This is a genomic window from Rhodopseudomonas sp. WA056 (assembly GCF_010906995.1).
Taxonomy (GTDB): domain Bacteria; phylum Pseudomonadota; class Alphaproteobacteria; order Rhizobiales; family Xanthobacteraceae; genus Rhodopseudomonas; species Rhodopseudomonas palustris_G.
Genome location: NZ_QPFS01000049.1, coordinates 1 through 15,000, shown reverse-complemented (window position 1 = coordinate 15,000; position 15,000 = coordinate 1). Strand labels below are relative to the sequence as shown.

Here is a 15,000-nt window from a genome sequence, read left to right as displayed (position 1 = left end):
AGAAACGAAGACGGCGAAATCCCGCCAATGAGGCTCGTATGACTTAGAGCCTCTGATGTTTCTAAAACAGGTCGATAGTTGCCGAAGCAGACTGAAGACCCATCCTTAGAAAGGAGGTGATCCAGCCGCAGGTTCCCCTACGGCTACCTTGTTACGACTTCACCCCAGTCGCTGACCCTACCGTGGCCGGCTGCCTCCATTGCTGGTTAGCGCACCGTCTTCAGGTAAAGCCAACTCCCATGGTGTGACGGGCGGTGTGTACAAGGCCCGGGAACGTATTCACCGTGGCATGCTGATCCACGATTACTAGCGATTCCAACTTCATGGGCTCGAGTTGCAGAGCCCAATCCGAACTGAGACGGCTTTTTGAGATTTGCGAAGGGTCGCCCCTTAGCTTCCCATTGTCACCGCCATTGTAGCACGTGTGTAGCCCAGCCCGTAAGGGCCATGAGGACTTGACGTCATCCCCACCTTCCTCGCGGCTTATCACCGGCAGTCTCCTTAGAGTGCTCAACTAAATGGTAGCAACTAAGGACGGGGGTTGCGCTCGTTGCGGGACTTAACCCAACATCTCACGACACGAGCTGACGACAGCCATGCAGCACCTGTGCTCCAGGCTCCGAAGAGAAGGTCACGTCTCTGCGACCGGTCCTGGACATGTCAAGGGCTGGTAAGGTTCTGCGCGTTGCGTCGAATTAAACCACATGCTCCACCGCTTGTGCGGGCCCCCGTCAATTCCTTTGAGTTTTAATCTTGCGACCGTACTCCCCAGGCGGAATGCTTAAAGCGTTAGCTGCGCCACTAGTGAGTAAACCCACTAACGGCTGGCATTCATCGTTTACGGCGTGGACTACCAGGGTATCTAATCCTGTTTGCTCCCCACGCTTTCGTGCCTCAGCGTCAGTATCGGGCCAGTGAGCCGCCTTCGCCACTGGTGTTCTTGCGAATATCTACGAATTTCACCTCTACACTCGCAGTTCCACTCACCTCTCCCGAACTCAAGACTTCCAGTATCAAAGGCAGTTCTGGAGTTGAGCTCCAGGCTTTCACCTCTGACTTAGAAACCCGCCTACGCACCCTTTACGCCCAGTGATTCCGAGCAACGCTAGCCCCCTTCGTATTACCGCGGCTGCTGGCACGAAGTTAGCCGGGGCTTATTCTTGCGGTACCGTCATTATCTTCCCGCACAAAAGAGCTTTACAACCCTAGGGCCTTCATCACTCACGCGGCATGGCTGGATCAGGGTTGCCCCCATTGTCCAATATTCCCCACTGCTGCCTCCCGTAGGAGTTTGGGCCGTGTCTCAGTCCCAATGTGGCTGATCATCCTCTCAGACCAGCTACTGATCGTCGCCTTGGTGAGCCATTACCTCACCAACTAGCTAATCAGACGCGGGCCGATCTTTCGGCGATAAATCTTTCCCCGTAAGGGCTTATCCGGTATTAGCACAAGTTTCCCTGTGTTGTTCCGAACCAAAAGGTACGTTCCCACGCGTTACTCACCCGTCTGCCACTGACGTATTGCTACGCCCGTTCGACTTGCATGTGTTAAGCCTGCCGCCAGCGTTCGCTCTGAGCCAGGATCAAACTCTCAAGTTGGACTTGAACTTTGAACCGGCTGATCACAACGTTTGACGAGGTCCCACCATCGTCCTCGATCCAAAAATCAAGAACTCGTCGCCGCGCTTCACAGCGCTGACGAACATGGTGTTCCTTTAAAACGTGTACCGCCGAAGTCTTTTGTCCGGCCCCAACCCCAGAAAGCCGAAGCTCCCTCAAAATCGAGACCCGCAAGGACTTCGCCGTCCACGTTTCTCTTTCTTCATCTTCACTTGTCAAACAGCCCGAGATCCGAAGACCTCAACGAAGCCCGAGGCCGCGAAAGCCTGCAGGACTTCAACTCCTACACTTAAGAGGAGCAAGAAACCCTCGAACCGACGGCGATTGGCAACCGACAACAATCGGCTGCTGATGCACTCATCGAATTCGATGAAGTTCCAGAGGCGCGGAAACTCGCTGGAGCCCGTGGGGCTCAGCGGCGCCGCGCTCAGTGGCCGTCTTATAGGACGGGCCTTCCGGAGCTGCAAGCGGAAAAATGAAGGTTTCGCGAAATTCCCCGGTTTCGCCATGAAAGGGGCTGGAAACCCGCTTGTGGCGGGGCTCGAGGCCCCTCGCCGGCCTGTGGACAATCGTCCGGGTCTGGCCTTTGCGGCGGTCGCGCCGCGGGGCCGTCGGCTGGCTCGAAGCGCTTCAACCGCGGCTTCAGACGGCCACGTCCGCCTTGATCGCCGCGTGCGGATCGTAGCCTTCGACCTCGAAATCCGTAATTTTGTAGCCGTCGATGCTGTCGGGCCGCCGCATCAGCCGCATCGCCGGAAGCGGGCGCGGGGCGCGCGCGATCTGCTCACGCGCCTGATCGAGATGATTCAGATACAGGTGGACGTCTCCCCCGACCCAGATCAGCTCCCCGGGCGTCAGATTCGCCTGCTGGGCCAGCATCAGTTGCAGGGCCGTGGCGCCGACGAAATTGAACGGCGCACCGAGCAGCAGGTCGCAGGACCGTTGATACAGCAGGCAATCCAGCCTGCCGCCCTGCGTCACATGGTATTGATACACCATATGGCACGGCGGCAGCGCCATAGCGCCGAGCTCGGGCGGATTCCAGGCATGGAACAGCATCCGCCGGCTGGCGGGGTTGTTCCGCAGGGTTTGGACGAGATCAGCGATCTGGTCGTGCTCGCGGCCGTCCGCGCCGAGCCAGCGCCGCCATTGCTTGCCATACACCGGACCGAGATCGCCCCAGCGCGCCGCGAAGGCATCGTCCGCGACGATGCGTCTTTCGAACTCGTCCTGGCTGAGGGGGTCGCCCGTCTCCTTCCGGTAGCGGGCGAGCGGCCAGTCCGACCAGATTCGGACGTTTTCCTTCAGCAGCGCCTGGATGTTGGTCTGCCCGGTGAGGAACCACAGCATCTCCTTGACGGCGGTCTTCCAGTACACCCGCTTGGTCGTCAGGATCGGCACGGTGCCGTCCGACAGATCGAATCGGACCATCGCGCCGAACAGTGCCCTGGTACCGACCCCGGTGCGGTCGATGCGCTCGTCGCCCCGGGCGAGGACCTGGGCCAGAAGATCGAGATATTGGTGTTCAGGGTGTCGCAAGGTCATGCGCGTCCGCCTCGTGGCTCGAGCAGCCAGTTTTCGCCTGCCGAATTCGCCGCAACGGCGCGGCCGCGACGATCCCGGCCGGCATCGCCCGCCCGGATCTCCTCGCCCAAAATGGGATGCACGAAGCCCTGAACGGCCGTCACAAAATGGCCCGGGGCGCGCCTCCCCGGCAACCCCGCGGCGCCCCCGATCCACACAACGCTGCTGCCCCCTCGCCGGCCGCGACGGTCACGGGCGCTACGGCGCGACGCCCTTGGCGACATCGCCCCAGCGCGAGATCTCGTCCTGCACGAGCTGCGCCAGCACTACAGGCGAGCGCTGTTCCGGCCGCGGGACGATGCCGCCGAGGTCGGTGAGCCGTGCGCGCAGTTCAGACTGATCGAGCGCGCGCGACACCGCAGCATTCAGCTTGGCGATGATCGGTCCCGGCGTTCCGCGCGGCGCGAACAGCCCGGTCCAGGCCCCGACCTGAAACCCCGGCAGGCCGGCCTCGCGCGCGGTCGGCACATCGGGAACGGCAGCATCACGCTCGGAGGAGGCGATCACATAGGCTTTGACTTTGCCCGCACGCAGCGCCGGCACCGCATTGACGATCTGGTCGCACATGTAGTCGACCTGCCCTTCGATCAGCGCCTGAAGCGCTGGCCCGGTGCCGCTGAACGGCACGCCCGTCGGATCGACGTTGAGCAAGCGATTGAGCAGCAGGCACGACGCATAGGACACCGACCCGAACCCGGCATGTGCCACGTTGATGTTGTCGGTGTGCGACTTCACGAAAGCAGCGAACTCCTGGACGGTCTTCGGTGGGAAGTGCTTGCGGGCCAGCAGCAGCACCGGCATTTCGGTGAGCAGCGCGACCGGCTCGAAATCCTTGTCCGGCCGATAGCCGAGCTTGGGGAACAGCGCGACCGCCGAGCCGTGTGTCCCCATATGTCCGACGATCAGCGTGTGACCGTCGGGGGTCGCATGGGCGGCGCGGGTCGCCGCCAGCGTCCCGCCGGCTCCGAGCATGTTCTCGATCTCGATCGGCTGGCCGAGCGTCTTCGCCATCTCCGCGGTAATGATCCGAGCGACGGTATCGGTCGGGCCGCCTTTGGCGAACGGAACAATGACGGTGACTGTACGGATCGGAAAATCGATCTGATCCAGCCGATCCCGCTCGGAGGCCGAGGCCGGAGACAACCATAGTGCCAGCAGGGCGATCGCAGCGCGCCCCGCTGCGCTCGCGCCGACAAACAAATTCATTGTGCGTCTCCGCCGGAAAGATGTGGTGATAGCGAATCACTCGCTATCAGATCAACCAGCGAAAACGGCGTTGCGGCGATGCGAGAATGCAGGCCGGAAGACGGTTCACCCTTCGGACTCGACGAATACCTCGTCACGCTTCCGGCGCAGCATCGGTAATACCGCCAGGATCAGCAAGCCGGCGGCGAGCAGCAACAGCGATGCCGACAGCGGCCGGGTGACGAACACGGTCGCGTCGCCGCGCGAGATCAGCAAGGCACGTCGTAAATTGTCCTCCATCAGCGGGCCCAGCACCATGCCCAGCAACAGTGGCGCCGGCTCGAAATCGTGCTTCACTAACCAGTAGCCGATCAGCCCGAACGCTCCGGCCAGAACAACGTCGACCGGGGAATTATTGACCGAGTAGATCCCGATACAGCAGAAGATCACGATCGCCGGAAACAACAGCCGGTAAGGGACGCGCAACAGTCTTACCCAAATACCCACCAGAGGCAGATTGATCACCAGCAACATCAGGTTGCCGATCCACATCGAGGCGATCATGCCCCACACCAGCTCCGGCTGGTTCTGCATCACCTGCGGGCCCGGCACGATGTTGTGGATCGTCATCGCGCCGACCATCAGCGCCATCACCGCATTCGGCGGAATCCCGAGCGTGAGCAGCGGAATGAACGAGGTCTGGGCGGCGGCGTTGTTGGCGCTTTCCGGCGCCGCGACGCCTTCGATCGCACCCCGCCCGAACCGTTTCGGGTCGCGCGCGATCTTCTTCTCCAGCGTGTAGGCGGCGAACGAGGCGATCACCGCCCCGCCGCCGGGCAGGATGCCGAGGATCGAGCCGAGGATGGTGCCGCGGCCGATCGCCGGCGCCGCGTCGCGCAGATCCTTCCGGGTCGGCATCAAGCCGGTGATCTTCTGCTGCACCAGCTCGCGGTCGGTCGCGGCGCCGAAGTCGAGGTTGCGGATGATCTCGGCGAAACCGAACACCCCCATCGCCACAGTGGCGAAGCCGAGGCCGTCCGCCAGTTCCGGAACGTCGAAGGTCATCCGCGACACGCCGGTCTCGATGTCGGAGCCGACGGTGGATAGCAACAGGCCGAACACGATCATCGCCACGGCCTTCAGCACCGAGCCGCGCGCCAGCACCACGGCGAATACCAGCCCTAGCACCATCAGGGAGAAGTACTCGGCGGGGCCGAACTCCAGCGCCAGCCGGGTGAGCGGCTCGCCGAGCAGCGCGATCAGCACGGTAGCGAAACAACCGGCGGCGAACGAGCCGATCGCGGCGATCGCCAGCGCCGGGCCGGCGCGGCCCTGCTTGGCCATCTGGAAGCCGTCGAGCGTGGTGACGACCGAGGTCGCCTCGCCCGGAATGTTGACCAGGATCGAGGTGGTCGAGCCGCCATATTGGGCGCCGTAATAGATGCCGGCCAGCATGATCAGCGCGCCGACCGGCGGCAGGCCGAAGGTGATCGGCAGCAGCATGGCGACCGTCGCGATGGTGCCGATCCCCGGCAGCACGCCGATCAGGGTGCCGACCAGCGCGCCGGTCAGGCACAGCAGCAGGTTGGTCGGCGACGCGGCGACCTGAAAGCCGAGCGCGAGATTGGAAAACAGGTCCATCGTCGCGGCCTCACTGCGTCAGGAAGGCGGGCCACAGCGCGAACGGCAGCGCCAGCCCGTACACGAACAGCCCGCAGCAGGCCGCGGTCAGCACCAGACCGACCACGAAGGTCTCCCCCCAGCGCGTTTCCGGCGTCCCGAGCGCCGCGATCAGGAAACTCGAGAACGCCGCAATGACCAGGCCGAGCGGCCGGATCGTCACCGCGAAGCACAGAATGGAGAGGCCGACGAACAACGGCCCGCGCCAATGAAACTTCGCCAGTCGTTCGCCGGGAGCGAAGATCCCGGTCGCGGCGACGATCGCGCCCAGCCCCAGCAGGAGCACCGCCAGCAACCGCGGAACCGTGCCGGCCCCGAAGCGAAAGCCCTGCATGCCGCCGAGGTCGCTCGCCGCCCACAGCGCGAAACCAGCGACCACCATCAGCACCAGCCCGCCGACGAAATCCTGCGGCCCGCGGATCCAGCTCTGAAACAGGGATCGCTCGCGCAATCCGCTCGGCGCTTCGTCCATCGGTCCCTCCCCCGCCTTTGCGCACGCCCGCCCCGCGAACGGCAGTTTCTGTCTTTGGCCTATCGGCCTGAATCAAACAACGCCGGCAAATCCCAACACGCCGCCGGCGAGCAGCAGCCACAGCGGACTGACCCGGGTCACCGCCGCCAGCACCGCAACCGTCGCGGTCAACGCCATCGCCGCAACGGACCGGTCGGAGCCCAGCGCCAGGATCAGGCCGCTCGCCGCCATCAGCCCGATCGACAGCGGCACCAGCGCCGCCCGGATGATCCCCGGCCATGGCGATCGGCCGGCGCGGCCCAGCAGCCGGCTGACCAGATAGGCCAGCGTCGCGCTCGGCCCGCACATCCCGACGGTCGCCACCAGCGCGCCAGCGAGCCCGGCGGCCTGATAGCCGATCAGCGTGACGATCAGCACGTTGGGCCCCGGCGAGAGCTGGGCGATCGCGAAGGCGTCGGCGAATTGCTGTTCGGTCAGCCAGTGATTGAGCGTGACGGCGACGCGGTGGATCTCCGGCAGCGCGGCATTGGCGCCGCCGATCGCGAACAGCGACATCGTGCTGAAAGTCGCGGCGAGCCCGCCGAGCGACGGCGCCCCGGTCATGCGGTGCGTCTCCGCAGCAGGTAGGTTGCGGCGATGCTGAACGGCACCGCGACCGCGAGCACCCACGGCATCGGCAGCCGCAATACACCGACCGCGACGAACACCGCGACCAGCAGACCGATCGCAACCGGATCACGCTTGCGCAGCAGCGGCATCAGCATCCTGAAAACCACGGCGAACAGCAGCCCGATCGCCGCGTAGGACACCCCGGCCAGAATGCGCCGCAAGGTCTCCAGTTCACCGTAATGGGCGTACAGCACGGCCAGCAGCGTCACGATCAGCAGCGGCGGCCCCAGCAGCCCGGCAAACGCGGCGACCGCCCCGGGGATGCCCCGGAACCGCGATCCAAACACCACCGACAGGTTGACGATGTTCGGTCCCGGCAAGAAGTGACAGAGCGCGAAGGTCTCGTTGAACTCATCCGCAGTCATCCAGCGGCGCTGATCGACGATCACCCGCCGCGCCCACACCAGCACGCCGCCGAATCCGGCCAGCGACATCTTGGCGAAGGCGACGAACAGCTCGCCCAGACCGGGTGCTGCCGGCGCTGCCGCGGCATCTTCTGCCTCGCGCTCGGGTGTGTCGATAAGAGCCATTTGCAAGCTTTAGACTGCTGGACGAGGCGCAACCACCGGCTTTTCCGCCGTCCCCCCGTTCGCGCAAAGCCGCGCTGCCCGGATAATGGACCATGATCCGCGGGCTTCCCGAGCCCCCCACAAGTCCCTGGTGGGGAGGCCCTTTCGCCGGCCCGCATTGCCCCCTATATTGGTGTGGTCGGGGTCACCCGACTATGGAAATAAATGGCCGCCGCAATAAACCATTCGGACCCGGGGGCGGTACCCGGCGCCTCCACCCAAGTCCGTTCCTCCCTTTTTCGGAAGGCGGGTTTCGGCGGGGGCGAAATAGGATCGACGAGGGCGTAAAGGGCTCGCTTTTTCCCGGTATTGTTCCGCCGTTATCGGGCTACTGCAATAGTTGCCAACGACAACTATGCTCCGGTTGCTCAGGCTGCGTAAGGCAGTTTGAAAGACCACTTTAAAGCCCTAACGGGTTAAGCTCCGTTAGGCGGGGTTCGGAGGCACCTGGCAACAGAAGCCTCCACTCATTCTAATCACATCCTGACGGTTGAGAATTTTGCAGGCTGGAGGATGGCTTACTGCCTGCTTCTCCGGCGAAGCGCCGCACAATTCAGCCGCGATAGATGCTGACCATCGGCAGCGGCCGGGGTAGCATGATGTTCGGCACGAGTCGGGCACCCCGAGTGCCGAACCAGCCTTTCAGGTATCCGAGCGACGAGACGGGACGACGACATGGCCACCGACCACATCCGATACGACGTGCTCGCGCGCGATGCCTTGCGCGGCGTTCTGCGGCACGTCCTCACCGACGTCGCTCAGCACGGCCTGCCCGGCGAGCATCATTTCTTCATCACCTTCCAGTCCAGGGCGGACGGCGTGAAGCTTTCGCCGCGGCTATTGGCGCAGTACCCGGAAGAAATGACCGTGGTACTTCAACATCAGTTCTGGGACCTTGTGGTCACCGAGGACCGCTTCGAAGTCGGCCTGTCGTTCGGAGGCATCCCGGAGCGGCTGGTGGTGCCGTTCGCCGCGATCAAGAGCTTCTTTGATCCGTCGGTGAAGTTCGGGTTGCAGTTCGAAGCGGCCGATGAGATCGACGAGACCGGCGAGTCCGACGACGCTACCGAACTGGTGACTGCGGCGCCGCCTCCCGTGGCGCTGCCGCCAGCGTCCGCGACGCCCGAGAGCAGCGCGCCGTCCGACGACGAACCGGCGCGTTCCGGCGAAGGCGCCGAAGTGGTTCGGCTCGACCGCTTCCGCAAGAAGTAACGGCTCCGCCGGTCATCCGGTCACCGCTGCGCCGGACCGTTCCGGCGCGCTTTGCGTTGCCGGTCGACGCCGTCACGCGACCTCGCCCCTCAGCTTCCAGGACGATGATCATGGCCCGTACCCCCCGCTCTCCCCGCCCTGCGCGCTCTGCCGCCACGCGAAGCGAGACTGACAGTTTCGGCCCGATCGAGGTCGACGCCGACCGTTACTGGGGCGCGCAAACCGAGCGCTCGCGGCAGAACTTCCGCATCGGCACCGAGCGGATGCCGATCGGCATCGTCCGGGCGCTGGCGATCGTCAAGCTGGCGGCCGCCGAGACCAACAAGGAGCTCGGCCTGCTCGACAGCCGGCGTGCCGGCGCGATCGTCCGAGCCGCGCGCGAAGTGATCGACGGCAGCCATGACGATCACTTCCCGCTGGTGGTGTGGCAGACCGGCTCCGGCACCCAGACCAACATGAACCTCAACGAGGTGATCGCCAATCGCGCCAACGAGCTGCTGGGCGGCGAGCGCGGCAGCAAGAAGCCGGTGCATCCCAACGATCACGTCAACATGAGCCAGTCGTCGAACGACTCGTTCCCGACCGCGATGCATATCGCGGCGGCGCAGGCGATTACTATCGACCTGATCCCGGCACTGTCGCTGCTGCACGACGCACTGCGCAAGAAGGAGAAGGCGTTCGCCAGGATCGTCAAGATCGGCCGCACGCACACCCAGGACGCCACCCCGCTGACGCTCGGCCAGGAATTCTCCGGCTATGCCGCGCAGCTCGCCGGCGGCATCGCGCGGATCAAGGCGGCGTTGAAGGAGCTGTATCCGCTCGCCCAGGGCGGCACCGCGGTCGGCACCGGGCTGAACACCCATCCGAAATTCGCCAAGGCGTTCGCCAAGCGCGCGGCCGCGCTCACCAAGCTGCCGTTCGTCACCGCGCCGAATAAATTCGAGGCGCTTGCCGGCAATGACGCCTACGTTTTCGTGCACGGCGCGCTGAACGCCGCCGCCACTGCGCTGTTCAAGATCGCCAACGACATCCGCCTGCTCGGCTCCGGCCCGCGCTCCGGCCTCGGCGAACTGATCCTGCCCGAGAACGAGCCGGGCTCGTCGATCATGCCCGGCAAGGTCAATCCGACACAGTGCGAGGCAATGACCATGGTGTGCTGCCAGGTGTTCGGCAATCAGACCACAATCACGATCGCCGGCAGCCAGGGCCATTTCGAACTCAACGTCTACAAGCCGGTGATGGCGCAGGCGATGCTGCAGTCGATCGGACTCCTCGCCGACGCCGCGCGTTCGTTCACCACCAACTGCGTCGACGGCATCCGCGCCGACGAGCAGCGGATCGGCGAACTGATGCAGCGCTCGCTGATGCTGGTGACCGCGCTGGCGCCGAGCATCGGCTACGACAACGCCGCCAAGATCGCCAAGGCCGCGCATCAGCGTGGTACGACCCTGAAGGAAGAAGCGGTGCGGTCTGGTTTGATCAGCGACGCTGAATTCGACCGGCTGGTGCGGCCGGACAAAATGACGCATCCGAGATAACCGGTTGCGGCGCTCCGCGCGTCGTAAAAATGCCGTTTCGGAAATTGATGTAAATCATATCCCTTGCTCGTCCAGATTGGTCAACTTGTCCTTGCGGCGTTGTCGTTCGGCAGTCTTATTCGTTTTACCGAATAATTGTCGGCGACATCCAAGCAACGATATGGTTTGTTCTTGATGGTGATCGAGCCGCTAATGGCTTCGTGCATTCGTGCCCGCCTGGTAGGCGACGCCCGTTGCCGATTTAATCGATGATGGGTGACGATATGGCCGATGTGGTCAATTTGAATCGCTTCAAGAAGCGAGCGAAGCGGGAAGCAGCCGCTGAGCTCGCCAATGCCAATCGCGCGCGGTTTGGCAGAACCAAATCGCAGCGTGGGCTCGACCAAAATCATGTCAGCCGCGCCAATCAACTGCTCGATCAACACAAAATCGGTGGCGAGGACGCGTCATGAAATCGCCGGTAGTGAAACGGTCGATCGTGGTCGCGGGCCACAAGACCAGTGTCAGCCTCGAAGAAGCGTTCTGGAATGGCATGAAGGAAATCTCCGGCGTGCGGGACATGACTTTGTCCGAGCTCGTCGGAGAGATCGACAGCAATCGTCAGCAGGGCAACCTGTCCTCGGCGATCCGGCTGTTTGTGCTCGACTACTTCCGCAGCCGCGCCTTGCAGGCGCAGCAGCAGGCGGTGGCTGATACCAAGGCTGAAAGCTCGCTGACAGCGCACTGATCGATCAGATCGGTGCGCTGATCAGTCGGTCGCCCTCGCATTCGGGGGCGACAACACCAGAGGTGGACGCGGCCGTGACGGGCGCACATCTCCTGGTGCGGGTTTGATCTCCAAAGGCGGCGGCAGTGGCGCGAGCATTTCGCGCGATGTCGAAGGCGCGGCGGTCGGTGCTTGTGGCTTAGGCGACGTTTGTGGCTGAGGCGACGTTTGTGGCCGAGGTGGCGTTTGCGGCTGAGGCTGTGAAGGTCGTTGCTGCTGAGCGGCCGGCTTCGGCGTGGCGCGCCGCGGATCGGCCTCCGGTAACGGCGGCGTCTGCGGCAGTAGCGCGGGCGCGATTCCCTGCCCGGTTTGCGACGCTGTTTCCGGCGCGGCCGCCTCTGGGGCACTCCGCTGTGCAGCCTGGGGATCACCCGATGGCGTGCGAGGCGCTGCGGGCGCGGAATCTGATTTCGCCGGCGCGGCGGGCGGCAGACTTGAGGTCTGGGCCGGCGACTTGTCGGCCTTGCTCGGCGACTGCGTCGCGGCGGCCGGGTCAGGACCGACCGGCGGTCGCGCCCCCTGTTCGAGCATCTGCAGCTTACGGGTCTCGCGATCGATTCGGCGGATCGACAGCCATGACGACAGCCCGGACAGATCGCGGCTCCACTCCATCCGGTCCGGCGGCCCGGCGGCGAACATCCGAATCTCCGGCGGCTGCTCCGGTCCCGCTTCGGCCAGCGCCAGCGTCACCCGCAGGTCGGCCTGCCCCGCCGCCACATCGTAGCCGCCCGACACCACTGCGCGGGCGTCCCTGGCCTGCAGCGTGGTCGGCGCCAGCTTGAGGCGGCCGTCGCTGACGCTGAGCGGAAACTGCGCGCTGTCGACCTTCAACGGCCCGGCCTTCAGCGCCGGCTCGACCAGCCTGGCGAGATGATCGGCGTCGATCGGCTGGCCCTGATCGGCTGCGCGGATCGCGACCGCGAAAGCGCCCGGATCGAGCCCCGAGATCGACGCCTGCGCCAACGACATGGTGCCGCCACCGGACAACGCGCCGGCGAGCGCCGAGGCGCTGCGGCCGCTGCTCGCCAGCGTGCCTTGCAGCAACAGCCTCCCCGGCGGCATGGCGAGCGCGCCGTAGCGGAGCGTCGCGGCATCGGCATCCTTGACGCTGAGCTGGGCGTCGAGCGCGACGCCGGCATCGGTCGGCTTGGCGGTCAGCATGGCTTTGACCTCGCCGCCGCCGAGCTTGCCATTGCTGTCGAGCGTCAGCGATCGCCCGTCGCTGCGGATCACCCCGCGCAGCGGCAGCAGCTCGCTGCCGCCGGGTAGTTCGGCACGTACCGCCTGAAACGCGATTTTGCCGCGCCAGCCGCGCAGCCAGCCTTGCCCGAGCGGCTCGTCGGCCGGACGACCGGCCGCGCCGAGCGCGAGTTGCAGAGCCGGTCCGAGCGGCAGCGTGTCGATTCCCGCTTCGCCATCGAGTTCGGCGGTCTCGCCGCGGGTCAACGCCAACCGGCCCCGCAGCCGCGAGCCGGCGATGCCGGCGTCGATATCCTTGAAGGTCCATTTGCTGCCGGCGACCGTAAGCTGGGTCGCCAGCGACAGCGGGGCATCGCTCGTGCCGGAAGCCGGCAGATCGAACAGCGGCGCCAGGTCGAGCTTGCGCGCCTTCAGCGACAGCGCCGCCTCGGGCTCGGCCGCGAACGGCTCGATCTCGCCATTTGCCTCGGCGTCAAGCCGTGCCGCGGTCAGCTTCGCTTTGCCTTGCAGCGCCCCGCGCCATTTGCCGGTGCCGGAGGCTTGCAGCATCGCCGCCCCGTCGCCGGCGTCGATCACGCGGTCGAGCCCGAGCAAACCCAGCAGTGTCTCCCCGCGCGGCGCCGACAGCTCGCCATCGAACGCGAGCGCGATTCGCGTCAGCGCCTCCACATCGAGTTTGCGCAGATCGGCAGCAGCCGGGCTCGCCTTTGCGGTCAAACGACCGCTGAGCCCGGACGCGGTCAGTTCAAGCGAGCCGCTGGCCTCGACTTGGTCCACCGCGGCGACGGCCTTCTCGGTCGACAGAGTGAGCCTGGCGCGCACTTCGCTCGTCTCGGCCGGCAGTGCCTTCAGCCGCGCCGCGACCGCCGGAGCCAATGGATCGATCACCGCCGCGACCGGGCCGAGCGACGGCGCCCGCGCCGTGAGGGCGAGCCGCCCTACTGCGTTGTCACGGTCGAGCGTACCGTCGCCTTCCAGCAGCACACCGCCCATAGTGCCGAGCTTCAGCCGATCGAGCGCGATCCGATGTGGATCGAACGCCAGTCGCATCGCCGCCGGCTGCCAGACCTGATCGCCAACGCTGAGCTTGCCGAGGTCGAGTGTCAGGCTCGCCCGCTCCGGCCAGCCGCCATCGGGGCCGGCCAGCGTGCGGGCCCATTGCAGCGCCGCGTCGAGATTGGCGCTGTCGCCCTTCAGCTCGGCGTCGATCTGCGCGCCCTGATCGTCACGCCGCGCCCGGTAGGCGAAACGGCCGCGCAGCGTGTCGCCGCCGCTTTGCATCGTCAGCGGATCCAGCACCAAAGCATCCGAGCCGGCGCGGACTCCGCCCGCGATCCGCAGCGCCTTGGTCAGGCCCCCCGCGGTCGGCGTGCGGCCCTGCAGCCAGGCGGCGAGCAGTTCCGGATCGGTGGCGGACAGATCGAGCGTCCCGGTGATCGCCGCGTCGGCGACACCGGTGCCGCCGCGTAGCGCCAAACGCGTGCCGCCGGGGGCGCGCAGCTCGAGCCGTTCGAGTTGCCAAGCCTGTGGGTCGCCACGCAGTTCGGCGACGAGATCAGTGACCGGCCGGTTGCCGATCATGATCTGGTCGGCGTCGAGCGACACCCGCGCCGGTAACGGCGGCAGCGGCAACGACGCCGCCAGATCGCGCAGGCGCGTCAGCCAAGGCAGCGGCGGGGCGGCATCGCCGGGCTGCGCCAGCAGCCGGTAGGCATCGAGCTGCCGCGCCGACAGCTTGGCATCGAGCCGCGGCACCGCGCCGAACCTCGCCTCGCCGCTGCCGGCGAGCTTCAGCGCGCGGTCCTCCGCGCCCCACGAGACTTCGACCTCGTCGAGCTGAGCGCGGACCGGATCGGCCTCGATCTTGGCGGCGATCCGCCACGGCGTCCGCGGCGTCTCGCCCGCCACCGCCGCAAGCGCCGCCAGCAAAGCGGTGCCGTCGAAACGCGGCCGGCCTTGATCGAATCTGACGAGACCGTCGAGATCGGCCGCGATCCCATCGGCGCCCTGGTTGATCCCGGCGCGCAGCCGGATCGCGGCGCCATCCGCCGCGCGGCCGGTCGACAGCCGGAACGGATAGCGCCGGCCGCCGAGCAGGAAATTGCCGTCTCCGCGCAGTGCCGCGGCCTGCGCCCGCAGCTCGCCGGAGAACGCGATATCGCTGAGTTCGAGATTGCTGTGACTCGCCGCATCGTGCAGCGCGATCCGGCCAGTGAGATTGAGCCGGTCGACGGTGAGCGCGGCGAGGTTCGACAGCCCAGCCGCCGGCCAGTCGAGCCGCCCCTGCGGATCGAGGCCGAGATCGAGCGACAGCCCATTGATCGACAGTTCGTCGGCACGCAGTTCGCCGCGCATCAGCGAGCCGAGGCTGAATTCGACATCGAGCTTGGCGGCGCCGACCCGGCCGGCGTCGTTGGCGCCGCCGACGGTCACACGCTGCAGCCGCAGCGACGGCGTCGGCAACAGCCTGGCTCTTATACACATCTCCGAGCCCACGAGACGCTCA

Annotated in this window: 11 protein-coding genes, 1 rRNA gene and 1 other RNA gene; 5 read left to right on the top strand and 8 right to left on the bottom strand. The window is 65.7% G+C overall.

The window, feature by feature from the left end; translation table 11 throughout:
• Positions 1-109: 109 nt before the first annotated feature.
• From DU475_RS11845 to DU475_RS11815, 7 genes are all read right to left on the bottom strand, one after another.
• Positions 110-1,598 (bottom strand): 16S ribosomal RNA (locus DU475_RS11845).
• Between the two features lie 663 nt (positions 1,599-2,261).
• Complete coding sequence (locus DU475_RS11840) at positions 2,262-3,164, bottom strand: thymidylate synthase (RefSeq protein WP_164632277.1); 903 nt, start codon at positions 3,162-3,164, stop codon at positions 2,262-2,264.
• A gap of 237 nt (positions 3,165-3,401) precedes the next feature.
• The gene (locus DU475_RS11835) at positions 3,402-4,409 is read right to left on the bottom strand and encodes a tripartite tricarboxylate transporter substrate-binding protein (protein WP_013501621.1); all 1,008 of its coding nucleotides are present in this window, start codon (positions 4,407-4,409) and stop codon (positions 3,402-3,404) included.
• A 105-nt stretch (positions 4,410-4,514) separates the two neighbouring features.
• Positions 4,515-6,029: a tripartite tricarboxylate transporter permease gene (locus DU475_RS11830; protein WP_013501620.1), complete on the bottom strand. Its 1,515-nt coding sequence runs from the start codon at positions 6,027-6,029 to the stop codon at positions 4,515-4,517.
• 10 nt (positions 6,030-6,039) lie between these two features.
• Positions 6,040-6,540, bottom strand: coding sequence for a tripartite tricarboxylate transporter TctB family protein (locus tag DU475_RS11825; protein WP_164632276.1), 501 nt, complete (start codon positions 6,538-6,540; stop codon positions 6,040-6,042).
• A gap of 72 nt (positions 6,541-6,612) precedes the next feature.
• A complete protein-coding gene (locus DU475_RS11820; RefSeq protein WP_164632275.1) occupies positions 6,613-7,143 on the bottom strand; it encodes a chromate transporter in 531 nt (176 codons plus the stop codon).
• Positions 7,140-7,739, bottom strand: coding sequence for a chromate transporter (locus DU475_RS11815; protein ID WP_164632274.1), 600 nt, complete (start codon positions 7,737-7,739; stop codon positions 7,140-7,142). The genes DU475_RS11820 and DU475_RS11815 overlap by 4 nt, the downstream gene beginning before the upstream one ends.
• Before the next feature lie 138 nt (positions 7,740-7,877).
• On the opposite strand from DU475_RS11815, the gene ssrA reads away from it, so the two are divergent.
• The 5 genes from ssrA (at position 7,878) to DU475_RS11790 (ending at position 11,255) form a co-directional block, all read left to right on the top strand.
• Positions 7,878-8,246, top strand: a transfer-messenger RNA (tmRNA) gene (ssrA, locus tag DU475_RS11810).
• Positions 8,247-8,453: 207 nt separating this feature from the next.
• Entirely contained in the window at positions 8,454-8,990 is a 537-nt protein-coding gene (locus DU475_RS11805; protein WP_047309783.1) for an SspB family protein, read from the top strand.
• A gap of 110 nt (positions 8,991-9,100) precedes the next feature.
• Positions 9,101-10,528, top strand: a complete 1,428-nt coding sequence (gene fumC / locus DU475_RS11800; RefSeq protein WP_013501615.1) for a class II fumarate hydratase — start codon at positions 9,101-9,103, stop codon at positions 10,526-10,528.
• A gap of 263 nt (positions 10,529-10,791) precedes the next feature.
• On the top strand, positions 10,792-10,980 hold the full coding sequence (locus DU475_RS11795; RefSeq protein ID WP_047309790.1) for a DUF4169 family protein: 189 nt from the start codon (positions 10,792-10,794) through the stop codon (positions 10,978-10,980).
• Positions 10,977-11,255: a ribbon-helix-helix domain-containing protein gene (locus DU475_RS11790; protein ID WP_013501613.1), complete on the top strand. Its 279-nt coding sequence runs from the start codon at positions 10,977-10,979 to the stop codon at positions 11,253-11,255. Before DU475_RS11795 ends, DU475_RS11790 begins: the two co-directional genes overlap by 4 nt.
• Before the next feature lie 21 nt (positions 11,256-11,276).
• Here DU475_RS11790 and DU475_RS11785 read toward each other — a convergent pair whose 3' ends face one another.
• Positions 11,277-14,957, bottom strand: coding sequence for an AsmA family protein (locus DU475_RS11785; protein ID WP_246700309.1), 3,681 nt, complete (start codon positions 14,955-14,957; stop codon positions 11,277-11,279).
• Positions 14,958-15,000: the final 43 nt, after the last annotated feature.